The organism is Streptomyces sp. NPDC053673 (assembly GCF_055585225.1).
This window is the reverse complement of the sequence record NZ_JBVJKN010000006.1, coordinates 91,829-114,581: the sequence shown is the minus strand read 5'-3', so window position 1 is coordinate 114,581 and position 22,753 is coordinate 91,829. Positions and strand designations below refer to the sequence as shown.

The following is a 22,753-nucleotide window of genomic DNA, read 5'->3' as shown; positions in this document are numbered from 1 at the left end:
GCTACTGGTTCTGGTTCTCGCCGCGGTAGTACTCGAAGACCCAGCCGAACAGGCCGACCATGATCAGCGGAGCCGAGAAGTACAGGATCCACCAGCCCATGGCGATGGCCAGGAAGGCGAGCGCACCGCCGACGGCGAGCGAGAGCGGCTGCCAGCTGTGCGGGGAGAAGAAGCCCACCTCGCCGGCCTCGTCCGCGACATCGGCCTCCTTGTCGTCCTGGGCCATGGCGTCCACTCGCCGGGCCGTGAAGGCCAGGTAGTAGCCGATCATGATGCTCAGGCCGAAGGCCAGGAAGAGCGCCGTCGTACCGGCCGGCTCCTTCGACCACACGCCGTAGAGGATGGCCATGGCGAGGATGAAGATGCTCAGCCAGATGAACATCCTGCCTTGGATCTTCACTTGCCGGCCTCCTTGTCAGCGGCGATGGCACCGTGACCGGCCTGCTCGAGCTGGTCGAGAGCCGCGATCTCCGGGTGGTGCAGATCGAACGCCGGGGATTCGGAGCGGATCCGCGGCAGGGTGAGGAAGTTATGCCGCGGCGGCGGGCAGGACGTCGCCCATTCGAGCGAACGGCCGTAGCCCCACGGGTCGTCGACCTCGATCTTCTTGCCGTACTTGGCGGTCTTCCAGACGTTGTAGAAGAACGGCAGGATCGACAGACCGAGCACGAACGACGAGATGGTCGAGATCGAGTTCAGTGCCGTGAAGCCATCGGCGGCCAGATAGTCCGCGTATCGGCGCGGCATGCCCTCGGCACCCAGCCAGTGCTGGACCAGGAACGTGCCGTGGAAGCCGATGAACAGCGTCCAGAACGTCATCTTGCCGAGGCGCTCGTCCAGCATCTTGCCCGTGAACTTCGGCCACCAGTAGTGGAATCCGGCGAACATCGCGAACACCACGGTGCCGAAGACGACGTAGTGGAAGTGCGCGACGACGAAGTACGAGTCGGAGACGTGGAAGTCCATCGGGGGCGAGGCCAGGATGACACCGGTCAGACCACCGAAGGTGAAGGTGATCAGGAAGCCGATGGTCCAGAGCATCGGAGTCTCGAAGGACAACGAGCCCTTCCACATGGTGCCGATCCAGTTGAAGAACTTCACACCGGTCGGTACCGCGATAAGGAAGGTCATGAAGGAGAAGAACGGCAGTAGCACTCCGCCGGTGACGTACATGTGGTGGGCCCACACGGTCACGGACAGACCGGCGATCGCGATGGTCGCGGCCACCAGACCGATGTAACCGAACATCGGCTTGCGGCTGAAGACCGGAATGATCTCCGAGACGATTCCGAAGAACGGCAGCGCGATGATGTACACCTCTGGATGGCCGAAGAACCAGAAGAGGTGTTGCCACAGCAATGCGCCGCCGTTGGAGGCGTCGAAGATATGGGCGCCGAACTTACGATCCGCCTCCAGGGCGAACAGGGCCGCGGCCAGCACCGGGAAGGCGAGCAGGACCAGCACACCGGTCAGCAGCACGTTCCAGCAGAAGATCGGCATCCGGAACATCGTCATGCCCGGCGCGCGCATGCAGATGATCGTGGTGATGAAGTTGACCGAGCCGAGGATCGTGCCGAAGCCGGAGAAGGCCAGGCCCATGATCCACATGTCGGCGCCGACCCCCGGCGAGCGGACCGCGTCCGACAGCGGGGAGTAGGCGAACCAGCCGAAGTCGGCCGCACCGTTCGGGGTGACGAAGCCGGCCACCGCGATGATCGAGCCGAAGAGGTACAGCCAGTACGCGAACATGTTCAGCCGCGGGAACGCCACATCGGGCGCGCCGATCTGCAGCGGCATGATCCAGTTGGCGAATCCGGCGAACAGCGGCGTCGCGAACATCAGCAGCATGATCGTGCCGTGCATCGTGAACGCCTGGTTGAACTGCTCGTTCGACATGATCTGCGTACCCGGACGGGCCAGCTCGGCGCGCATGAAGAGCGCCAGGAGGCCGCCGATGCAGAAGAAGACGAACGAGGTCGCCAGGTAGAGCGTACCGATGGTCTTGTGGTCGGTGGTGGTCAGCCACTTCACCACCACATTGCCGGGCTGCCGGCGCCGGACGGGGAGCTCGTTCTCGTACGAGTCGTCGGCCGTCGCAGCACCCTGGGGTTCGTTGAGGATGCTCACAGTTTGTTCGTCTCCGCATTCCGGGCCGGGCCCGACTGCTCAATTCCCGACGGGATGAAGCCGGTCTGCCCCTTCTCGGCCAGCTCCTTCAGGTGCTGCTGGTAGCGCTCCGGGGAGACGACCTTGACGTTGAAGAGCATCCGGGAGTGGTCGACACCGCAGAGCTCGGCGCACTTGCCCAGGAACGTGCCCTCCTGGTTCGGCGTCACCTCGAAGACGTTGGTGTGACCCGGGATGACGTCCTGCTTGAACAGGAAGGGGACCACCCAGAAGGAGTGGATGACGTCACGGGAGGTCAGGATGAAACGGACCTTCTCCCCCTTGGGCAGCCACAGCGTGGGGCCGGGGTTGCCGGTCTGCGGGTTCCGGGTTCCGGGGATGCCGGCGTCGTAGACGCCCTCGGCTCCCTTGGGGAAGTCGTTGGTGTACTTGTCCGGAATCGCGTTCAGGTTCTTCTGGGCCGCGGCATCGCCGGTGGCCGGGTTCCCGTCCACGTCCTCCAGGTAGTTGAAGCCCCAGCTCCACTGGTAGCCGACCACGTTGACGGTGTGGGCCGGCTCCTTGGAGAGGGCGAGGAGCTTCGACTCATCACGCGCGGTGAAGTAGAAGAGCACCGAAACGATGATGAGCGGGACCACGGTGTACAGCGCCTCGATGGGCATGTTGTACCGGGTCTGCGGAGGAACCTCGATCTTGGTGCGGCTGCGCCTGTGGAAGATGACGCTCCACAGGATCAGACCCCACACGAGCACGCCCACGGCGAGCGCGGCCGCCCAGGAGCCCTGCCAGAGGGAGAGGATCCGCGGAGCTTCCTCCGTGACCGGCGTGGGCATTCCGAGGCGGGGGAAGTCTTCCCAGTTGTACGAGCAACCAGTGGCTGTCGCCAGGATCAGGCCCGCAGTCAGCACCTGCGGCAGCTTCCGCCGCATCGGGCGCCGCGACGAGCGGTCGGAGCCGTTGGGACTCACGTAGCGCCTTCCCGAGAGTCTCGCCCGCGCGGCCGGCTGCGGCCGTCTCGCTGGTCGGTCGCCGGCCCTGACGCGGGCAGGGGTTTGGATGTTTATGCGGACCAAACCCTACTGGACGCAATTTGGGGTCGCGCATGGAGGGTGCCCAACGCGCCGTCCGACGACCCGAAGGGGTGGACCGCACGGTTCCGCAGGCGGTCTCGCAGCTGGCCACGAGCCCCGACTGGGCTGCTGTGGCGGCCTTCTGACACCCTCTCCGGAGCGCGGCGTCAGGACCGTGTCCGGCGGATCGGGTCGCGGACCCACCAAGATCCAGTCACGGGCCCGGCAAGATCCACCGGACAGGGCCTAACGTGGAAACGTGCCCTACTTCGACGCCGCCTCCTCGGCTCCGCTGCACCCGGTCGCCCGGCAGGCCCTCCAGGCCGCCCTCGACGAGGGGTGGGCGGACCCCGCCCGCCTGTACCGCGAGGGGCGGCGGGCACGGATGCTGCTGGACGCGGCTCGGGAGGCGGCGGCGGATGCCGTCGGGTGCCGTCCCGACGAGCTCGTTTTCACCTCATCGGGGACACGCGCCATTCATACGGGCATCTCGGGCGCACTGGCGGGGCGCCGCCGTGTCGGGCGTCACCTGGTCGTGTCGGCGGTCGAGCACTCCGCGGTGCTGCACGCGGCGGAGGGCCTGCCGGTCACCGAGGTGCCGGTGGACCGCGCGGGCGCGGTGTCGCCGGGCGAGTTCGCTCAGGCTCTGCGCGAGGACACCGCGCTGGCCTGTCTGCAGTCCGCGAACCACGAGGTGGGCACCGAGCAGCCGGTCGCCGAAGTGGCCGAGGCGTGCCGGACGGCCGGGGTGCCGCTGCTCGTCGACGCGGCGCAGTCGCTGGGGTGGGGACCGGTCGCCGCGGGCTGGTCCCTGCTGACCGCGAGCGCCCACAAATGGGGCGGCCCGGCGGGCGTCGGACTCCTCGCGGTCCGCAAGGGCGTCCGGTTCGCCCCCCAAGACCCCGCGGACGAACGGGAGTCGGGCCGCGCGCCCGGCTTCGAGAACATCCCGGCGATCGTGGCGGCCGCGGCGTCCCTGCGAGCGGTGCGGGACACGGCGGCGGAGGAGGCGCGGCGGCTGACGGTGCTGGTGGACCGGATCCGCGCCCGGGTCCCGGAGCTGGTGCCGGACGTCGAGGTGGTCGGCGATCCGGTGCGCCGGCTCCCCCATCTCGTCACGTTCTCCTGTCTCTATGTCGACGGAGAGACCGTGCTGCACGATCTGGACCGGGCCGGGTTTTCCGTTTCGTCGGGTTCGTCGTGCACGAGCTCGACGCTGACTCCGAGCCATGTCCTGCGGGCGATGGGGGTCCTCAGCGAGGGCAACGTGCGGGTGTCCCTGCCGACCGGCACGACGGACGAGGAGGTGGACCGCTTCCTGGAGGTCCTGCCGGGAGTCGTCGCCGACGTCCGCCGCCGCCTCGACGCTCCGGTCCCGCCCGCGGCCTCCACCGGGCAGGCCTCCCTCGTCGTGGACGCCCTGGGCAAGCGGTGCCCCATCCCCGTCATCGAGCTGGCCAAGGTCATCGGCGACGTCCCGGTGGGCGGCACGGTCACGGTCGTCTCCGACGACGAGGCCGCGCGCCTCGACATCCCCGCGTGGTGCGAGATGCGGGGCCAGGACTACGAGGGTGAGCACCCGGCGGTGCGGGGCACCGCGTACGTGGTGCGGAGGCGGTCCTGAACCGGGGCGCCGCCCGCCCGGGATCCCGCCGGAGCCCCGCCCCGGACCCCGCGCCCCATGCGCCGAGGACTCCACCAGAGCCCCGGCGCATGGGGACGGACACCCGGGCCGGTCCCTACGACAGGTGCGCCCGGACCTCCGCCGCCGCGTCGTGGCCGTAGGCCTTGGTGAAGCGGTCCATGAAGTGGGCGCGGCGCAGCGTGTACTCCTGGGTGCCCAGGGTTTCGATGACCAGCGTCGCGAGCATGCAGCCGACCTGCGCCGCGCACTCCAGGCCGACGCCCCACGACAGACCCGACAGGAAGCCCGCGCGGAACGCGTCGCCGACGCCCGTCGGGTCGACCTTGGAGTCCTCCTCCGGGCAGCCGACCTCGATGACGGACTCGCCCTTCCTCTCGATACGCACCCCGCGGGAGCCGAGCGTGGTGACCCGGTGGCCGACGCGACCGAGGATCTCCTCGTCGGTCCAGCCGGTCTTGGACTCGATGAGGCCCTTCTCGTACTCGTTGGAGAAGAGGTAGGTCGCCCCGTCCAGCAGTATCCGGATCTCGTCCCCGTTCATCCGGGCGATCTGCTGCGAGAAGTCCGCGGCGAACGGGATGCCCCGGGACCGGCACTCCTCGGTGTGCCGCAGCATCGCCTCGGGGTCGTCGGCGCCGATCAGCACCAGGTCGAGACCGCCGACCCGGTCCGCGACCGCCTTCAGCTCGATCTGCCGGGCCTCGCTCATGGCGCCCGTGTAGAAGGAGCCGATCTGGTTGTGGTCCGCGTCGGTCGTGCAGACGAAGCGCGCGGTGTGCAGTACCTCGGAGATCCGTACCGACGACGTGTCGACCCCGTGCCGGTCCAGCCAGGCGCGGTACTCGTCGAAGTCGGAGCCGGCCGCCCCGACCAGGATGGGGCGGGTGCCGAGCTGGCCCATACCGAAGCAGATGTTGGCGCCGACCCCTCCTCTGCGCACGTCGAGGTTGTCGACCAGGAAGGAGAGGGAGACCGTGTGCAGCTGGTCCGCGACCAGCTGGTCGGCGAAGCGGCCGGGGAAGGTCATGAGGTGGTCGGTGGCGATGGAGCCGGTGACTGCGATTCGCACGGCGAGGTGCTCCTGGAGGGAGGCGGCGAGCGTTGACAGTTAACGCTACCGGTTCCCGGGAGCCGCCTCGTAGTCGGAAACTACCCGATAGTAGGTCTTTTTTCCGTCACGCAACGATGCGTACGGTGCCCGTATGCCGAAGCACATCGCCCCGCGCGAGCTGCGGGAAACCGAAATCAGCCTGGCCGAGCTGCGCGGGGACAGCGCACGGATGGCGCCCCACTGGGCCGTACCGCCGGTCGCCGCTTCCGCCCCCGTGCCACCGTCGCTGATCCATGGCGTGGTGGTTCCCCCCGCCTCCGCCCGCCTGGTCGGAGCGATGTCCGTGTACGGCGACTGACGCCGCAGGCGGGAACCGCACGCTCGCCCGCTCCGTCCCAGGGGTGTCCCCCGTTACGGGTCCCGAAGGAGCGATGCGGTGAGCAGTACAGAGCGGCCCCGGAAGAGTGCCGACGGCCCCGACGGCCCCGACGGCACCGGCACCCCGCGCAGGCGGCGGTCGCCGCTGGTTGTCGCCTCGGTGGCCGCGGCGGTGCTGATCGCCGGGGGCGGTGGTGCGTACTTCGCCATGACGGCGTCCGACGGCGGCCGCGACGTGCCGGGCGCCGACCGCAATCCTCCGGTGCTGGCGCTCGACGGCTATACGGAGAGCGGGCCGCCCACGGGCATCGCGCCGGGCGAGCCCGATCCGAACGGTGTGGTGTACCGGGTCACGGGCGAGCTGCCGGACGGTCCCGAGGCGGCTCCGGTGTACCGGGCGGACGGGACGGTCGGCGCGGCGGAGGTGACCCGGCTGGCCGGGGCGCTGGGAGTGCCTGGCACACCGCGGCTGGTCGGGACCGTTTGGAAGATCGGCGCGGAGAAGGACGGCGGCGGGCCGCTGCTCCAGGTGAACCGGCAGGCGCCGGGGACGTGGACGTTCACCCAGTTCGGCCTGCCCAAGGGTGACAACTGTCTCAAGGGGAAGCCCTGCCCGTCGGGTGGGCAGGTCCCGGACGGCCCGGTCCCGGACGCGCTGCCGGCGATCGGCGGCACGCAGACGGTGAGCGAGGAGGCCGCGAAGAAGGCCGCCGCTCCGGTGCTGGCGGCCGTGGGCCAGAGCGACGCCTCGCTGGACGCGAGCCAGACGATGGGCGCGATCCGCGTGGTGAACGCCGATCCGCTGGTCGGCGGACTGCCGACGTACGGCTGGTCGACCGGCATCCAGGTGGGCGGCGACGGTCTGGTCGTCGGCGGCAGCGGGCAGCTGAAGAAGCCGCTGAAGGGCGCGGAGTATCCGGTCATCGGCGCGGAGGAGACGCTGAAGCGGCTGAACGAGGCCGGTCGGGGCAATGCCCGGGTCGACATCGGCGGCTGTGCGACGCCGGCGCCGCTGGAGGGCCAGGAGAAGCCGGCCGCGCCGTGCGAGCCCAAGGGCGCTTCCGGCGGACCCCAGCAGATGACGATCACGAAGGCGGTCTTCGGGCTCGCGGTGCACTCGGTGGACGGCCGGTCCGCGCTGGTGCCGTCCTGGCTGTTCGACGTGGAGCCGAAGGGCGGTGCCCGTCCGTTCACGATCACGCACCCCGCGGTGGCGCCGGAGTATCTGAAGCCCGTGCCTCCTGCGACTCCCGCGCCTGAGCCGACCGGTACGCAGCCGCCGTCGCCGGACCCGACGAAACTCCCGGAGACGACCGTACGAGGCGTCGAGTCGTACGCCGTGTCGAAGGACGGGCGGACGCTCACCCTGCGTTTCTGGGGCGGAGTGTGCAGCGACTACTCGGCAGCGGCGGAGGAGAGCAGCACGCAGGTGAAGGTGAAGATCATCGAATCGAGGCCCGACCCGGAGCGTGTCTGCATCATGATCGCCAAGGAGCTGACGGAGAAGGTGACCCTGGACAAGCCGCTGGGTGACCGCACCGTCATCGATGTCGAGAGCGGGGACGCCGTGCCCCGCAAGTGAGCGACCGCAGACACGCCGGAGGGCGGCGGCCCGGGACCGGGCCGCCGCCCTCCGGCGTTGTCAGCGGCTTAGCTGAAGGAGTCGCCGCAGGCGCACGAACCCGTCGCGTTCGGATTGTCGATCGTGAAGCCCTGCTTCTCGATCGTGTCCACGAAGTCGATCGAGGCGCCGCCCAGGTACGGAGCGCTCATACGGTCGGTGACGACCTTGACGCCGTCGAACTCCTTGACGACATCGCCGTCGAGCGAGCGCTCGTCGAAGAAGAGCTGGTAGCGCAGGCCGGAGCAGCCGCCGGGCTGAACGGCGACGCGCAGCGCCAGGTCGTCCCGGCCTTCCTGGTCCAGCAGGGCCTTGACCTTGGCCGCGGCGGCGTCGGACAGGAGGATGCCGTCGCTCACGGTGGTGGTCTCGTCCGATACGGACATCTGCTTCTCTCCCGGGTTGTACGGAGACTGCTTGCCGACGGTTGCAACCGGCGGGGCCCGGGATTCATTCCGGGCGAGCCCTAGTCTTTCCCTTTCATGCTCGCACATGCGCTCCCGTGAGGGCACCGGCCTGTGGACGGCCGGGTGTCCGGGAATTGCGTCACATCGACACAATGGCCATCGTCAAACTGACGTGAACCAGTTATGATAGATAGCGTCAAACAGACGAAAAGGCTTCCCGGTACGAGCCCCGGCTCCACTGGGGCGGCTATCGCCGCGCTGAATCGCTAGAGAAACAGAAAGGGTGCGTGACGTGACCACCGCCCAACCCCTGGATGTCCAGCCGACGCCGCTCGCCCTGCTGCTGCTCGGCCGCGAGGCCGACCCGAAGAGCGAGCGCGGCGTCGAGTGTCCCGGAGATCTCCCCTCCCCGTCCGATCCGGACCTGGTGGAGCGCGCCCGCGCGGCGAAGGAGAAGCTCGGGAACAAGGTCTTCGTGCTCGGCCACCACTACCAGCGCGACGAGGTCATCCAGTTCGCGGACGTCACCGGCGACTCCTTCAAGCTCGCCAAGGACGCGGCGGCCCGCCCGGAGGCCGAGTACATCGTCTTCTGCGGTGTGCACTTCATGGCCGAGTCGGCGGACATCCTCACCTCCGACGACCAGAAGGTCGTCCTCCCCGACCTCGCGGCCGGCTGCTCGATGGCCGACATGGCGACGGCGGAGCAGGTCGCGGAGTGCTGGGACGTCCTCACCGACGCCGGCGTCGCGGACGTGACCGTCCCGGTCTCGTACATGAACTCCTCCGCCGACATCAAGGCCTTCACCGGCAAGCACGGCGGCACGATCTGTACGTCGTCGAACGCGAAGCGAGCCCTGGACTGGGCCTTCGAGCAGGGCGAGAAGGTCCTCTTCCTGCCGGACCAGCACCTCGGACGGAACACCGCGGTCCGCGACATGGGGATGTCGCTGGACGACTGCGTCGTCTACAACCCGCACAAGCCGAACGGCGGGCTGACGGCGGAGGAGCTGCGCGCCGCCAAGATGATCCTGTGGCGGGGCCACTGCTCCGTGCACGGCCGCTTCTCGCTGGACTCCGTGAACGACGTCCGCGAGCGCATCCCGGGCGTGAACGTGCTGGTCCACCCCGAGTGCAAGCACGAGGTCGTCGCCGCGGCGGACCACGTGGGCTCGACGGAGTACATCATCAAGGCGCTGGAGGCGGCCCCGGCCGGCTCGAAGTGGGCGATCGGCACCGAGCTGAACCTGGTGCGCCGTCTGGCGAATCGTTTCGCGGACGAGGGCAAGGAGATCGTCTTCCTCGACAAGACGGTCTGCTTCTGCTCCACGATGAACCGCATCGACCTGCCGCACCTGGTGTGGGCGCTGGAGTCTCTGGCGGAGGGCAACCTGGTCAACCAGATCCAGGTCGACCGCGAGACGGAGAGCTTCGCGAAGCTGGCGCTCGAGCGGATGCTGGCGCTTCCGTAACAGGGCACTGCCCCCGGGACCCCCTGTGCCCCGTACCCCCTGCCGGGAGTACGGGGCACAGCCGTACCGGCGACCTGGGCGGCAGCCGCCCGGTACCGGTGATCCCGGTACCGGGCGGCGCGCCGGAGGCGGTTACGCGTTGACCGGCTGGGGGTCGGGGTCGTCCGACGGCGCGGGGGCCGGCGGGGTGGCACCCGTCTTCTTCGCCCGCTTCGCCGCCTTCTTCTTCGCGCGACGCTCCTTGCGGAGTTCGATCATCGCGTAGAGCGTCGGGACCAGCAGAAGCGTGAGCAGGGTCGAGCTGAACAGACCGCCGATCACCACGATCGCCAGCGGCTGGCCGATGAAGCCGCCCTCGCCGGTGACGCCCGCCGCCATCGGCAGCAGCGCGAAGATCGTCGCCAGAGCCGTCATCAGGATCGGGCGCAGACGGTGGCGGCCGCCCTCGATGACCGCCTCGACCACGCCCAGGCCCTGGGCCCGGTACTGGTTGATGAGGTCGATCAGCACGATCGCGTTGGTGACCACGATGCCGATCAGCATCAGCATGCCGATCATCGCGGGGACACCCATCGGCGTGCCGGTGGCCACCAGCAGGCCGATCGCGCCCGTCGCGGCGAAGGGAATGGAGACGAGCAGGATGAGCGGCTGGACCAGGGACTTGAACGTGGCGACGAGCAGCATGAAGACGATCGCGATCGCCGCGAGCATCGCCAGGCCCAGCGAGCCGAAGGCCTCCTCCTGATCCTGCCCGACGCCGCCGATCGACGCCGTCGCGCCCTCGGGCAGGTCCAGCGCATTGATCTTCGACTGCAGCGCGGAGCTCACCGCGCCGGTGTTGTCACTGGTCGGCTTCGCCGAGATCGTCGCGGCGCGCGCGCCGTCGATCCGGGTCATCGTGACCGGACCGGGCACCAGCTTCACCTCGGCGATGTCGCCGAGCTTCACCGGTCCCAGAGGCAGCTTCTTCAGCTCGGCCATCGTCTTCGCCGGCTTGGCCGAGGTGATGACGACATCGCGCTCGGAGTCGCCGAGGATCGCCTTGGCCGCAGGTGTACCGCGCACCGCCTGGGCGACGGCGAGGCCGAGCGTGGTGTCGTTGAAGCCCGCCTCCGCCGCCTTCGCGTTGCCCTTGACGGAGATCCGCGGCACGGACTGGGACAGGTCGCTCTGTACGTCGGTGACGTCGTCGAGCTTCGCGACCTCGTCCCGTACCTGCTCGGACGCCGTACGCAGGGTGTCCGCGTCGGCGGCCTTCACCACGACGCTGAGGTCCTGGTTGCCGAAGCCGTCGCCCGCCGCAATCGTCGTGTCGCCGATGCCGTCGAGCTTGCCCAGCTCCTCGTCGATGCGGTCGCGCGCCTTCTCGTACGACGCCGAGTCCTTGAGGGTCAGCTGGTACGAGGCCTGGTTGGCGCCGGTGCCGCCGCCGAAGGCCGCCATGAAGCCGGAGGAGCCGACGGTGACCTGGTAGTCCTTGATCTCCTCGATCCCGTCGAGGACCTTCTCGATCTTCTTCGCGGAGGCGTCGGCCGCTTCCAGGCTGGTGCCCGGCTTCAGCTCCTGCTTGACGGACATGACCTCCTGCTCGCCCTGGTCGAAGAAGTTCGTCTTCAGGAGCGGGGCCATGCCGAAGGTGCCGAAGAGCACGACGAACACGTGAGCACGATGCTGGTGATACGGCGGCGGGTCGCGAAGCGCAGCACCGGGACGTACATCCGCTGCAGCCGGCTGTGCGCTTCCTTCTCCTCCGCCTTGCGGCGCGCCTCGTCCGGGTCGATGCCCCGTACGGCCTTGGGGGCACGCAGGAACCAGTACGACAGGACGGGGACGACCGTGAGGGAGACCAGGAGCGAGGCCAGCAGCGCCGCGGTGATCGTCAGCGAGAACGAGCCGAACAGCTCACCGACCATGCCGCCGACGAGGCCGATCGGCAGGAAGACGGCGACCGTGGTCAGCGTCGAGGAGGTGACGGCGCCCGCCACTTCGCGTACGGCGTTGAGGATCGCGGCCTGGCGCTCCTCGCCGTAGCCGAGGTGACGCTTGATGTTCTCCAGGACCACGATCGAGTCGTCGACGACGCGGCCGACGGCGATGGTGAGCGCGCCCAGCGTCAGCATGTTGAGCGACAGGTCGCGGGTCCACAGCACGATCAGCGCGAGCACGACGGACAGCGGGATGGAGACCGCGGTGACGAGCGTCGAGCGGATCGAGGCCAGGAAGACCAGGATGACGATGACGGCGAAGAGCAGCCCGAGCGCGCCCTCCGTCGTCAGGCCGGAGATCGACTTGGAGACGGCCGGGCCCTGGTCGGAGACGACGGACAGCGCGGCGCCGGAGCCGAGGTCCTTGCGGAGCTCGGGCAGCTTCTCCTTGACCGCGTCGGAGATGGCGACGGCACTGCCGTCCTTGTCCATCGTGGCCATGACGGCGAGGCTGGGCCTGCCGTTCGTGCGGGTGATGGAGACGCGCTGCGACTCCTCCTGCTTCACGGTGGCGACGTCGCCGAGGCGGACGGGCTTGCCGCCATCGCCCTCCGGCCGGCCCGCCTGCTGCTGGGGCGCGATCCGCAGGTCCTCGATCTGCTTCAGCGAGGTGAAGCCGCCGCCGACCTGGACGGTGCGGCTGTTGCCCGCCTCGGAGAAGGAGCCCGCGGGGATCGTCGCGCCGCCCGCCTTGAGCGCCTCGGACAGGGCCATGGTGTTCAGCCCGGCCGCGGCGAGCTTCTTGTCGTCCGGGGTGACGGAGACCTGGAGGTCCTGGACGCCGTCGACGGTGACCTGGCCGACGCCCTCGATGTCCTCGAGGGCCGGGACGACGGTCCGCTCCAGCTGGTCGGCGAGGGCCTGCTGGTCCTTGTCGGAGCTGACGGCGAGGACGACGGTCGGGATGTCGTCGGTGGAGCCGGCGACCACCTGCGGGTCGACGTCGTCGGGGAGCTGGACGCGGGCGCGGTTCACGGCCTGCTGGACGTCGGCGACGAGCTGCTTGGTGCCCTCGTCCCCGTAGTCGAACGTGGCCATGATCACGGCGTTGCCCTCGCTCGCCGTGGACGTGACGCCCTTGATGCCGTCGACGGCCTTGATGGTGTTCTCGAGCGGTTCGACGACCTGCTTCTCGACCACATCGGGGGACGCGCCCTGATAAGGGGCCAGCACCGACACCATCGGCAGTTCGATGGAGGGCAGCAGCTGCTGCTTGAGCTGCGGGATGGCGATCGCTCCGAAGACGATCGCGACGATCGACATCAGCCCTATCAGGGCCCTTTGCGCGAGGCTGAATCTGGACAGCCAGGACATGGGGTCTCTCTTCTGTGGCTTACGCAGGAGGAGGGCAGGGTCAGATGCCCCTCTATACGATCGGCCATTCGAGAGGGTGGATCCCTAGGCCCCAGGTCCAGATCCTTATCCCCCGCATACCGCGCCTGGAGTACGCCGGGGTGGAGACTTACTCCACCCTTGGACGTACCAGGCCCGATTCGTATGCAATAACCACCAATTGAGCACGGTCCCGGGCTCCGAGTTTCGCCATCGCCCGGTTCACATGGGTCTTGACGGTGAGCGGGCTGACCTCCAGCCGCTCCGCGATCTCATCATTGGAGTGACCGCCGGCGACGAGTACGAGCACCTCGCGCTCGCGGACGGTGAGGGCGGCGAGCCGTTCCGAGTACGCCTCCGACTCCTGGCCGCTCTCCGAACTGCCGCCCTGGGCGAGGAACTTGGCGATGAGACCCTTGGTCGCGACGGGCGAGAGCAGCGCCTCACCGGCTGCGGCGATACGAATGGCGTTGAGCAGTTCGTCCGGTTCCGCCCCCTTGCCGAGGAACCCGGACGCCCCGGCGCGCAGCGACTGCACGACGTACTCGTCCACCTCGAAGGTCGTGAGCATCACGACCCGCACGGCGGCGAGCCCGGGGTCGGCGCTGATCATCCGGGTGGCGGCGAGTCCGTCCGTACCGGGCATGCGGATGTCCATGAGGACGACGTCCGCCTGTGCCGAGCGGGCCAGCTCCACGGCCTCCGCCCCGTCGGCCGCCTCCCCCACGACCTCCATGTCGGGCTCGGAGTTCACCAGCACCTTGAACGCGCTGCGCAGCAGTGCCTGGTCATCGGCGAGCAGCACCCTGATCGTCATGCCTCCCCCTCCGCGTGGGCGTTGACCGGCAGTATCGCCTGCACACGGAAGCCGCCTCCGTAGCGGGGGCCCGCAGTGAGGGTGCCGCCGAGCGCCGTGACCCGTTCGCGCATGCCGATGAGCCCGTGGCCGCCGTCGCCGTTGCCGCTGTCCGCGCTTCCGGGGGTGTCCGGCACTCCGTTGTCCAGCACCGTGACCTCCACCCGCCTGCCCACGCGTACGACGCTCACCTCGGCCTTGGCCTCGTCGCCCGCGTGCTTCTGCACATTGGTCAGCGCCTCCTGGATGATCCGGTACGCCGCGAGGTCGACGGCGGCGGGAAGCTCGGTGCCGTGATCGGTGCGGGCCAGCTCGACCGGCAGCCCGGCATTGCGGAAGGTGTTCAGCAGCTCGTCGACCACGGCGAGGCCGGGGGCCGGCTCGGTGGGCGCCTCCGGGTCACCGGACTGCCGCAGCAGACCGACGGTGGCGCGCAGCTCGTTCAGCGCCGAGCGGCTCGCCTCGCGTACGTGGGCGAGCGCCTCCTTGGCCTGGTCGGGGCGCTTGTCCATGACGTGGGCGGCGACTCCGGCCTGCACATTGACGAGCGCGATGTGATGGGCGACCACGTCGTGGAGGTCGCGGGCGATCCGCAGCCGCTCCTCGGCGACCCGGCGGCGGGCCTCCTCGTCCCGGGTCCGCTCGGCCCGTTCGGCGCGCTCCCGCATGGCGTCGATGAACGCGCGCCGGCTGCGCACGGCATCACCCGCGGCGGCCGCCATTCCGGTCCAGGCGAACACGCCGAGGTTCTCCTGGCTGTACCAGGGAGCCGAGCCGAAGAGCATCGCGGACCCGGTCAGCACGGTCATCATCAGCAGGCCGAGCCGCCAGGTGGTGGGGCGGTCGGTGCGGGACGCGACCGTGTAGAGGGCGATCACGGACGACATCACGACGGGGGCGGGCGGATCACCCGTCACGAGCTCCACGACGGACACCGCCCCGGTGACGGCCAGCACGGCCATCGGCCGGCTCCGCCGGAACACCAGGGCGCCCGCCGCGACCAGCATCAGCAGCACACTGCGCGGCTCGGGGGTACGGGTGCCGAAGGTCGGCCCGTGCGGCCCGTGCGGATCGGCGAACGACGCGATGACCATGCAGACGAGTACGCCGGACGCGAGGGCGGCGTCCAGCGCGAGCGGATGCGCGCGCAGCCAGTCACGGGTCCGAGCGAGCCTGGTGCTGCCGGTCAGAGGTGCGGTCACGACAAGCAACGGTACGGGGTTCACGACCGGAGGCTCCGCCCCCGCACCGCCGGTATGCCCTTGGGGCCGGCTCGATGTGTGCCCGGTACCGCCGGGTGAGCCGGAGTGTCCGGCCTCGAACTCGCCCTACGCCCTACGGCGTGAAGGATTCTCGGCCGGGCTTACGGGCTTGATGTGCGCGCCCGGTGCCGGGCCTGCGACGGCCCGCGGCCGGAGGGTGTCCGGGCGCGGGCCGTGGGACCGGGTGCCGGGGTCCGGGCGTCAGCCCGGGATGAGGCCGTCGTCGCTGAGCATCGCCCGGACCTCGTCGAGCGACGCGTCCGGGGAGGGCAGGATCAGCTCGGACGGCTCCAGGGCGTCGTCCGCGAGCGGTGCGCCGAAGCGGCGGACCGCGTCGAGCAGGGCGCAGAGGGTACGGCGGAAGCCTTCCTTGTCACCCGACTCCATCTCGGCGAGCAGCTCGTCGTCCAGCTTGTTCAGCTCGACGAAATGGCTGTCCGCCACGGTCCACTGGCCCTCCCCCATGATCCGTACGATCATGACGCGCCGTCCCTACTGCTTGTCGAACTTGTGCTGGGTCTGAGCCTGGTCCTGCGCCGAGCCGTTGCCGCCCTCGATGGCCTGCTGCGGGGTGCTGCCGCCCGCCAGCTCGGCCTTCATGCGCTGCAGCTCGAGCTCGACGTCCGTGCCGCCGGAGATCCGGTCCAGCTCCGCCGCGATGTCGTCCTTCGCCATCCCGGTCGGGTCGTCCAGGGCACCGGAGGCGAGCAGTTCGTCGATCGCGCCGGCGCGGGCCTGGAGCTGCGCCGTCTTGTCCTCGGCGCGCTGGATCGCCAGGCCGACGTCGCCCATCTCCTCGGAGATGCCCGAGAAGGCCTCACCGATCCGGGTCTGCGCCTGCGCCGCCGTGTACGTGGCCTTGATGGTCTCCTTCTTCGTACGGAAGGCGTCGACCTTGGCCTGCAGCCGCTGGGCGGCGAGCGTGAGCTTCTCCTCCTCGCCCTGCAGCGTCTGGTGCTGCGTCTCCAGGTCGGTGACCTGTTGCTGGAGCGCGGCGCGGCGGGACAGCGCCTCGCGCGCCAGGTCCTCACGGCCGAGCGCCAGCGCCTTGCGGCCCTGGTCCTCCAGCTTCGAGGACTGACCCTGGAGCTGGTTCAGCTGCAGCTCCAGCCGCTTGCGGGAGGTCGCCACATCGGCGACGCCACGGCGCACCTTCTGCAGCAGCTCCAGCTGCTTCTGATACGAGTAATCGAGGGTCTCGCGCGGATCCTCGGCCCGGTCAAGGGCCTTGTTTGCCTTCGCGCGGAAGATCATCCCCATACGCTTCATGACACCGCTCATGGGCTTCGCGCGCCCCCTTCTGACGGACGTGGCTCCAGCTACTCCAGAACCCACAGTACGGGCCCTGCATCCATTACCGCACTGTTCGGGCGCGGATGCGCTCATCCCCAAGAACGACCTGTCCACGGCTCGGATCCGGCGCAAGGAGTAGGTGACCTTCAGGAGAAATCGTCGGCTGTCCCGGTCTGCGCCGCTTCTGCGTCTGTTCTGCGTCTGTCCCGTGCCTGTACTTCAGCTGCTCTGCCTGCTTCTGCCCCGTACAGACGCTCGCCGTTGCCGGATCGTTCCCCCGGGGGCTGGGGTCTCTGCGCGGCACCCCGTACCCTTGGCTTTTGTGTTCCGTAGCCGTTCCAACGCAGAGAAGGCCCCCACCGGCAAGGTGACGGCGGACCTTACCAAGCAGCCCCGCGATCCCGAGGCCCCCAAGGGCCGCCCGACCCCGAAGCGGAGTGAGGCCCAGACCCAGCGCCGCCGTGCGCAGACGGCTCCGGCCGACCGCAAGGAGGCCATGCGCCGCCAGCGCGAGGCACGCCGAGCCGACCTGACCAAGCAGCGCGAGGCGCTGGCCGGCGGCGACGAGCGCTATCTCCCGGCCCGTGACAAGGGTCCGGTGCGCCGTTTCGTGCGCGACTTCGTCGACTCGCGCTTCTGCGTCGCGGAGTTCTTCCTGCCGCTCGCCGTGGTGATCCTGGTGCTCACCATGATCCGCGTGCCCAAGCTGCAGAACATCGCTCTGCTGCTGTGGCTCGGTGTCATCGTGATGATCGTCATTGACTCGATCGGCATCTGGCTGCGCCTGAAGAAGCAGCTGAACGAGCGGTTCCCGGACGAGCCGAAGCGCGGCGCCGTGGCCTACGGCCTGATGCGCACGCTCCAGATGCGTCGGCTGCGGCTGCCCAAGCCCCAGGTCAAGCGCGGAGAGCGGCCCTGAGCGCGGACGTCTCCGGTTTCGGTGGCGGCGCGGCGGCCTGGCTGAAGGGCTTGGGCGGGCTGCGCAACACCGTCCGACAGGAGCTTGTCGCGCGTCAGCTCGACGAGCAGATAGCCGGACGTTTCCCGGTCGGGCAGCGACTGCGGATCCTCGACGTCGGCATGGGACAGGGGACCCAGGCGCTGCGCCTGGCACGGGCCGGGCACTCGGTGACCGGTCTGGAGTCCGACGCCGAGATGCTGAAGGTGGCCCGCGAGACGCTGGCGACCGAGCCCGAGGGCATCCGCGAGCGCTTCCGGATGATCGAGGGCGACGGCCGGGACACCGGGGTGCACTTCCTGCCCGGTGCGTTCGATGTGGTGTTGTGCCACGGCGTGCTGATGTACGTCGAGGAGCGCGACGCGATGCTCGCGGGCCTGGCGCGGATGCTGGCGCCCGGCGGCCTGCTGTCCCTGCTCGTACGGAACGCGGACGCGCTGGCCATGCGGCCCGGTCTCGCCGGTGACTGGCAGACGTCACTGACCGCCTTCGACACGGACGCGTACACCAACCGGCTCGGGCTCCCGGTCCGCGCCGACCGCCTCGCGGCGCTCACGGCGACCCTCGCGGGGATCGCGGCGCCGCTGCACGCGTGGTACGGCGTACGGGTCTTCACGGACGGTGTCGCGAACGAGGCGGAGCTGCCGCCGGCCGAGGAGCTGGAGCGGCTGCTGGCGGCGGAGGACCGGGCGGGGCGGACGGATCCGTACCGGTCGGTGGCGGCGCTGCTGCACTTGTGCGGGGTGCGGGGCCAAGGGCTGTCTTCTGGATCAGCCCGGCGCGATCCGCAAGACACCTCCTAGGGCTTGGCAGGTCCGGGGCGGCGGGGGCCCGTGCTCGTTCGGCGCGATCTTCACCCGTTCGGGTCGGCCGTAAGGGCCTCCGTCGTTGTCGGCGCCATGACGCCTCACCCTGATCGGGGGTTCATAACAGGCCGCGAGACTGTCCCGAAAGGGACACTCCGACCATGGACGGATCCCTTTGCCGCACTCGCGCGGGCCCGCTCGTCGTGGCCTGGCTGGCGGTGATCTGTGCGGTCGCTGCGGCCGGCGGTTGTTCCGGTGGCCGCCCGCCCGTGGAGCCCGAGGCCACGACACAGGCCGCGGCCCCGGCCGTCAGGCCCCCCGGCGCCGAGAGGGACCTCGAGTCCGCCTACCGGACCGTGATCAAGAACGTGCTGCCGTCCGTCGTCCAGATCGAGTCCGGCGACGGCCTGGCCTCCGGGATCGTCTACGACGCCAAGGGGCACATCGTCACCAACGCCCATGTGGTCGGCGGCGAGAAGGACTTCAAGGTCACCGTCGCCACCGGCAATCAGGCCGTCGCCGCCGGACTGGTCGGCACGTATCCGGAGCAGGACCTGGCCGTGATCAAACTGGGCAGCCGCCCGCCGGGGCTGGTGCCTGCGAAGTTCGGCGACTCGGCCGCGGTCGAGGTGGGCCATATCGTGCTGGCGATGGGTTCCCCGCTCGGCCTCTCCAGCAGCGTCACCCAGGGCATCGTCTCCGGAGTCGGCCGTACGGTGAGCGAGAGCGAGCAGGGCGACGGCACCGGCGCCACGATCGGCAACATGGTGCAGACCTCCGCCGCGATCAACTCCGGCAACAGCGGGGGCGCGCTGGTCAATCTGGACAGCGAGGTGATCGGGATCCCGACGCTGGCCGCGGCCGACCCGGCCCTGGGGGGCGGTGCGGCGCCGGGGATCGGCTTCGCCATCCCGGTGTCGCTGGTGCGCACGGTCGCCGACCAGATCATCAAGCACGGCAGGGTCACCGACTCGGGGCGGTCCGCGCTCGACATCACGGGCCGGACCGTCCTCACCAACGACTACCGGCCGTCGGGTGTCGCTGTGGTCGAGGTGACGAAGGGCGGCGCCGCGGACCGGGCGGGTATCAGATCGGGCGACATCATCGTCAGGATCGACGATGACGAGATCACGACGATCACCTCTCTGGCGGAGGCGCTGGCGCCGAGGAAGCCGGGCGACGAGGTGACGGTGACGTACGAGCGCGCGGGGAAGCGGGCGACTGCCGAGGTCACGCTCGGAGAGATCTGAGGACGGACGGGCGCGACGGGCAGAGAGGACGGGCGGGCGCGACGGGACGGTGTCCGGCGCCCCTCGGGCGGTACGGCGGACGAGCCCCCGCCGCCGACGCAGCAGCGGACAGGACTGCGCCCGCGGACCGGCCCGGCTCAGCTCAGCCCGGTCCGCGGGCGCAGTCCTCGCGCAGAGCGCGCGGAGGCTCAGCTCTCGGCGTGCAGACTCATCGGCCCGTAGATCTTGCTCCCGTCCTCGAACAGGAACACCTGGTCCGCGCCGCCCTCCACGAGGTCCCGCCAGACCTCGCCGATCCAGGACTCCGCGTCTCCCTGCGTGCTGAATTCCTCCGGCTGTACGGACGGCTGGACTTCCGTCCCGTCGGACTTCTCGAACCGCCACGTCCACGCCATGTGCGCCTCCCAGGTCCTGCCGGCTGATCGTTTAGCTGATCGGTTGGCTGATCGCTTTGCTGATCGCTTTGCTGATCGCTTTGCTGCCCGCAGCGTAGCCGGGCGCGCACCGCCGGCGGCGACGCGGGAGGATCGTGACCGTGGAACTGACTCTCCTCGGTACCGGGGCCCCCACCGGCCTCCCCCGCCCCGACTGTCCCTGCGCCGTCTGCGCCGCCTCCCGCGGCGCCCGGACGCGCGCCGCGACCGCCCTGCTCGTCGACAGCGCGCTGTTGCTCGACCTGACACCCGGGGCAGCGCTGGCCGCCGCCCGTGCCGGGCACTCGCTCGTCGGCGTACGGCAGGTGCTGCTGACTCACCCGCACGCCGGGCCGGCGCTGGAACTGCCCGCAGGACTGCCGACGGCCGGGCGGGTGCCGGACGGGCAGGAGCTGACACTGATCAGCGGGCACCGGGTGCGTGCGGTGGCGATGGACTCGCCGGGTACGGGGTACGAGGTGACGTCGCCGGAGGGCAAGCGGCTGCTGTACCTGCCGCCGGGCGGGGCGGTGGCAGGGACGATCGACGGCGATCCGCTGCCGTACGACATGGTGGTCGCCGATGTCGTCGGGCGGCCCGACGGGCTGGCGAAGCTGCGGGCGGCGGGGGCGGTCGGCGCCACGACGGATGTCGTCGCCGTCCACATCGACCACGATGTGCCGCCGGGCGCCGAGCTGGACCGGCGGCTGGCGGCGGCCGGGGCACGGGCGGTGCCGGACGGCACGACGCTGTACGTCGGCGAATACCACGCGGTACCTGACGTGCCGCGGCGCACGCTGGTGACCGGCGGTGCGCGGTCGGGGAAGTCGCTGGAGGCGGAGCGGCGGCTGGAGACGTTCCCGGAGGTGCTGTACGTGGCGACGGGCGGCACGCGCGGGGACGACCCGGAGTGGGCGGCCCGGGTCGAGGACCACCGCGAACGCCGGCCGGGCACGTGGCGCACGGTCGAGACGTGCGACCTCGTTCCGCTGCTCGCCGAGAACGGCCCGCCGCTGCTCGTCGACTGTCTGGCGCTGTGGCTGACCGACGCGATGGACCAGGTCGGCGCGTGGGACGACGAGCGGTGGGCGGCCGGTGGCCGCGACGCCCTGCACGCCCGCACGTCCGCTCTCGTCACGGCCCTGCGCGCCACGCAGCGCACGGTCGTCGCCGTCACGAACGAGGTCGGCGCGGGTGTCGTCCCGGCGACCCCGTCCGGCCGCCGCTTCCGTGACGAACTGGGGCGGCTGAACGCAGCGTTCGCGGCGGAGTGCGAGCACGTACTGCTGGTGGTGGCGGGACAGGCGCTACCGCTGAGGTGATGTGGGGGTGCTGCGCACTTCCGGCCCCCGCCCCGCCGCGGTCGGCCGCGGCAAAGCCACCGCAACGTGCTCGCTCACCGGCCGAAGGTCCGCCGACCGAAGGTCGTGCCGACCGAAGAGAGGGCGCGCCCGGCAACTGCAGCGCGACGGCCGCGGGCGCGTGGTGGACGACCGGGCTCGCCCACCGCCCAGGGCTCGCCCGAGGCCCGCGGGCCCTCGCGCGCAGTCGCCCGGCAGGCGGTCGCGACAGACGGTCCCCGACGGGCGACCTGGCGGGGGCAAGGGCACCAACGGCCGGTACTGTTCGGCGAATGAGCTCGCTGAATCTCGACGACTTCTCCGACCTGATCGAGCGCCCCGACAACGGCATGCGGCGCGATGCCGAGGAACGCCGGGAGCGGCTGGCTGTACCGCCCGGGGCGCTGGGGCGGCTGGACGAGCTGGGTGAGTGGCTGTCGGCCGCGCAGGGAGCCGTGCCGGTGAGGGCTGTCGAGCAGCCGCGGGTGGTGCTGTTCGCGGGTGATCACGGGGTCGCGGAGCTGGGCGTGTCGGGACGGCCCGCGGGGACCGCGCACGAGCTGGTGCGGGCCGTGCTGGAGGGTGCGAGCCCGGTCGCGGTGCTGGCCCGGCGGATGGACGTGCCGGTGCGGATCGTCGACGCGGGGCTGGACTGCGATCCGGCGCTGCTGCCGGAGGACGTCGTACGCCACCGGGTGCGCCGCGGCAGCGGACGTATCGACGTGGAGGACGCGCTCACCACCGAGGAGGCCGAGCAGGCGGTACGCCTCGGGATGGCGGTCGCGGACCAGGAGGCCGACTCCGGCACCGACCTGGTGGTGCTGGGCGACCTGAGTGTCGGCGGTACGACTCCCGCGGCCGCGCTGATCGCCGCGCTGTGCGGGACGGACGCCTCGGTGGTGACGGGCCGCGGCGGCGCCGGCATCGACGACCTGGCGTGGATGCGCAAGTGCGCGGCGATCCGTGACGCGCTGCGCCGCGCCCGGCCCGTGCTGGGCGACCAGCTGGCGCTGCTGACGACCGTGGGCGGCGCGGATCTGGCCGCGACCACGGGCTTTCTGCTGCAGTCCGCGGTGCGCCGGATGCCGGTGATCCTGGACGGTGTCGTATCGGCGGCGTGTGCGCTGGTGGCGCAGCGGGCCGCGTTCCGTGCTCCCGACTGGTGGCTCGCGGGCCAGGTGAGCGGCGAGCCGGCGCAGACGAAGGCACTCGACCGGATGGCGCTCAACCCTCTCCTCGACCACGGCGTCACTGTCGGGGAAGGAACCGGGGCATTGCTCGCTCTCCCCCTCGTGCAGGCATCGGCCGCGCTCGCCGCAGAACTGCCTTTGCGTACCGAGAACGAGGGCGAATCGGACTGACACAGCCGCGCGCGGCCGGCTCGGACGACCGGCCGCACGCACCCTCCATGTCACGCGATGCCCCATATGATCGCGTTTCATAAGAGAGGTCCGTTTGTGCGCCTTGTCAGTCGAGGACTCCACCCGC

General features: G+C 70.3%; 19 protein-coding genes and 1 pseudogene. 9 read left to right on the top strand and 11 right to left on the bottom strand.

The window, feature by feature from the left end; all coding sequences use genetic code 11:
- Position 1: 1 nt before the first annotated feature.
- From ACZ6ZQ_RS11725 to ctaC, 3 genes are read right to left on the bottom strand one after another with little or no spacing between them, the layout of a single operon-like run.
- The gene (locus ACZ6ZQ_RS11725; RefSeq protein WP_469768361.1) at positions 2-400 is read right to left on the bottom strand and encodes a cytochrome c oxidase subunit 4; all 399 of its coding nucleotides are present in this window, start codon (positions 398-400) and stop codon (positions 2-4) included.
- The gene (gene ctaD / locus ACZ6ZQ_RS11720) at positions 397-2,127 is read right to left on the bottom strand and encodes an aa3-type cytochrome oxidase subunit I (RefSeq protein WP_469768360.1); all 1,731 of its coding nucleotides are present in this window, start codon (positions 2,125-2,127) and stop codon (positions 397-399) included. The genes ACZ6ZQ_RS11725 and ctaD overlap by 4 nt, the downstream gene beginning before the upstream one ends.
- Positions 2,124-3,095 carry an aa3-type cytochrome oxidase subunit II gene (gene ctaC, locus ACZ6ZQ_RS11715; RefSeq protein ID WP_469768359.1) on the bottom strand — a complete coding sequence of 324 codons (972 nt, stop codon included), beginning with the start codon at positions 3,093-3,095 and terminating at the stop codon, positions 2,124-2,126. The genes ctaD and ctaC overlap by 4 nt, the downstream gene beginning before the upstream one ends.
- Before the next feature lie 361 nt (positions 3,096-3,456).
- On the opposite strand from ctaC, the gene ACZ6ZQ_RS11710 reads away from it, so the two are divergent.
- On the top strand, positions 3,457-4,821 hold the full coding sequence (locus ACZ6ZQ_RS11710) for an aminotransferase class V-fold PLP-dependent enzyme (protein WP_469768358.1): 1,365 nt from the start codon (positions 3,457-3,459) through the stop codon (positions 4,819-4,821).
- A 115-nt stretch (positions 4,822-4,936) separates the two neighbouring features.
- Here the strand turns inward: ACZ6ZQ_RS11710 and ACZ6ZQ_RS11705 are convergent, their stop codons facing one another.
- On the bottom strand, positions 4,937-5,911 hold the full coding sequence (locus ACZ6ZQ_RS11705) for a carbohydrate kinase family protein (RefSeq protein WP_469768357.1): 975 nt from the start codon (positions 5,909-5,911) through the stop codon (positions 4,937-4,939).
- 133 nt (positions 5,912-6,044) lie between these two features.
- Here ACZ6ZQ_RS11705 and ACZ6ZQ_RS11700 point away from each other — a divergent pair, with 133 nt between their 5' ends.
- Together ACZ6ZQ_RS11700 and ACZ6ZQ_RS11695 are read left to right on the top strand one after the other, a co-directional pair.
- On the top strand, positions 6,045-6,251 hold the full coding sequence (locus ACZ6ZQ_RS11700; RefSeq protein ID WP_469768356.1) for a hypothetical protein: 207 nt from the start codon (positions 6,045-6,047) through the stop codon (positions 6,249-6,251).
- A gap of 78 nt (positions 6,252-6,329) precedes the next feature.
- The gene (locus ACZ6ZQ_RS11695) at positions 6,330-7,853 is read left to right on the top strand and encodes a hypothetical protein (RefSeq protein WP_469768355.1); all 1,524 of its coding nucleotides are present in this window, start codon (positions 6,330-6,332) and stop codon (positions 7,851-7,853) included.
- 68 nt (positions 7,854-7,921) lie between these two features.
- On the opposite strand, the gene erpA is transcribed toward ACZ6ZQ_RS11695, so the two are convergent.
- Positions 7,922-8,278, bottom strand: a complete 357-nt coding sequence (gene erpA / locus ACZ6ZQ_RS11690) for an iron-sulfur cluster insertion protein ErpA (RefSeq protein WP_016639588.1) — start codon at positions 8,276-8,278, stop codon at positions 7,922-7,924.
- Positions 8,279-8,591: 313 nt separating this feature from the next.
- Between erpA and nadA the strand changes: the two genes are divergently transcribed.
- On the top strand, positions 8,592-9,770 hold the full coding sequence (gene nadA, locus ACZ6ZQ_RS11685) for a quinolinate synthase NadA (RefSeq protein ID WP_469768354.1): 1,179 nt from the start codon (positions 8,592-8,594) through the stop codon (positions 9,768-9,770).
- A gap of 132 nt (positions 9,771-9,902) precedes the next feature.
- Here nadA and ACZ6ZQ_RS11680 read toward each other — a convergent pair.
- The 5 genes and pseudogenes from ACZ6ZQ_RS11680 to ACZ6ZQ_RS11660 all read right to left on the bottom strand — a co-directional run bounded on the left by ACZ6ZQ_RS11680 (position 9,903) and on the right by ACZ6ZQ_RS11660 (position 16,474).
- A pseudogene (locus tag ACZ6ZQ_RS11680) lies at positions 9,903-13,069 on the bottom strand (efflux RND transporter permease subunit).
- Positions 13,070-13,217: 148 nt separating this feature from the next.
- A complete protein-coding gene (locus tag ACZ6ZQ_RS11675; RefSeq protein ID WP_469768353.1) occupies positions 13,218-13,904 on the bottom strand; it encodes a response regulator in 687 nt (228 codons plus the stop codon).
- Positions 13,901-15,145, bottom strand: a complete 1,245-nt coding sequence (locus ACZ6ZQ_RS11670) for a sensor histidine kinase (protein ID WP_469768352.1) — start codon at positions 15,143-15,145, stop codon at positions 13,901-13,903. Before ACZ6ZQ_RS11670 ends, ACZ6ZQ_RS11675 begins: the two co-directional genes overlap by 4 nt.
- Positions 15,146-15,406: 261 nt before the next feature.
- Positions 15,407-15,685 carry a PspA-associated protein PspAA gene (gene pspAA / locus ACZ6ZQ_RS11665; RefSeq protein ID WP_469768351.1) on the bottom strand — a complete coding sequence of 93 codons (279 nt, stop codon included), beginning with the start codon at positions 15,683-15,685 and terminating at the stop codon, positions 15,407-15,409.
- Positions 15,686-15,697: 12 nt separating this feature from the next.
- Positions 15,698-16,474: a PspA/IM30 family protein gene (locus tag ACZ6ZQ_RS11660; protein WP_453666088.1), complete on the bottom strand. Its 777-nt coding sequence runs from the start codon at positions 16,472-16,474 to the stop codon at positions 15,698-15,700.
- Between the two features lie 346 nt (positions 16,475-16,820).
- Here ACZ6ZQ_RS11660 and ACZ6ZQ_RS11655 point away from each other — a divergent pair, with 346 nt between their 5' ends.
- The 3 genes from ACZ6ZQ_RS11655 to ACZ6ZQ_RS11645 all read left to right on the top strand — a co-directional run bounded on the left by ACZ6ZQ_RS11655 (position 16,821) and on the right by ACZ6ZQ_RS11645 (position 19,512).
- Positions 16,821-17,417 carry a DUF3043 domain-containing protein gene (locus tag ACZ6ZQ_RS11655; protein ID WP_469768350.1) on the top strand — a complete coding sequence of 199 codons (597 nt, stop codon included), beginning with the start codon at positions 16,821-16,823 and terminating at the stop codon, positions 17,415-17,417.
- Positions 17,418-17,467: 50 nt separating this feature from the next.
- On the top strand, positions 17,468-18,259 hold the full coding sequence (locus tag ACZ6ZQ_RS11650; RefSeq protein WP_469768349.1) for a class I SAM-dependent methyltransferase: 792 nt from the start codon (positions 17,468-17,470) through the stop codon (positions 18,257-18,259).
- 164 nt (positions 18,260-18,423) lie between these two features.
- Entirely contained in the window at positions 18,424-19,512 is a 1,089-nt protein-coding gene (locus ACZ6ZQ_RS11645) for a S1C family serine protease (RefSeq protein WP_469768348.1), read from the top strand.
- A 188-nt stretch (positions 19,513-19,700) separates the two neighbouring features.
- Here the strand turns inward: ACZ6ZQ_RS11645 and ACZ6ZQ_RS11640 are convergent, their stop codons facing one another.
- Positions 19,701-19,907, bottom strand: a complete 207-nt coding sequence (locus ACZ6ZQ_RS11640) for a hypothetical protein (protein ID WP_469768347.1) — start codon at positions 19,905-19,907, stop codon at positions 19,701-19,703.
- Between the two features lie 140 nt (positions 19,908-20,047).
- Here ACZ6ZQ_RS11640 and ACZ6ZQ_RS11635 point away from each other — a divergent pair, with 140 nt between their 5' ends.
- Both ACZ6ZQ_RS11635 and cobT read left to right on the top strand, forming a co-directional pair.
- Positions 20,048-21,247: a bifunctional adenosylcobinamide kinase/adenosylcobinamide-phosphate guanylyltransferase gene (locus ACZ6ZQ_RS11635; RefSeq protein WP_469768346.1), complete on the top strand. Its 1,200-nt coding sequence runs from the start codon at positions 20,048-20,050 to the stop codon at positions 21,245-21,247.
- Between the two features lie 320 nt (positions 21,248-21,567).
- Positions 21,568-22,626 carry a nicotinate-nucleotide--dimethylbenzimidazole phosphoribosyltransferase gene (cobT, locus tag ACZ6ZQ_RS11630; RefSeq protein ID WP_469768523.1) on the top strand — a complete coding sequence of 353 codons (1,059 nt, stop codon included), beginning with the start codon at positions 21,568-21,570 and terminating at the stop codon, positions 22,624-22,626.
- Positions 22,627-22,753 lie beyond the last annotated feature (127 nt).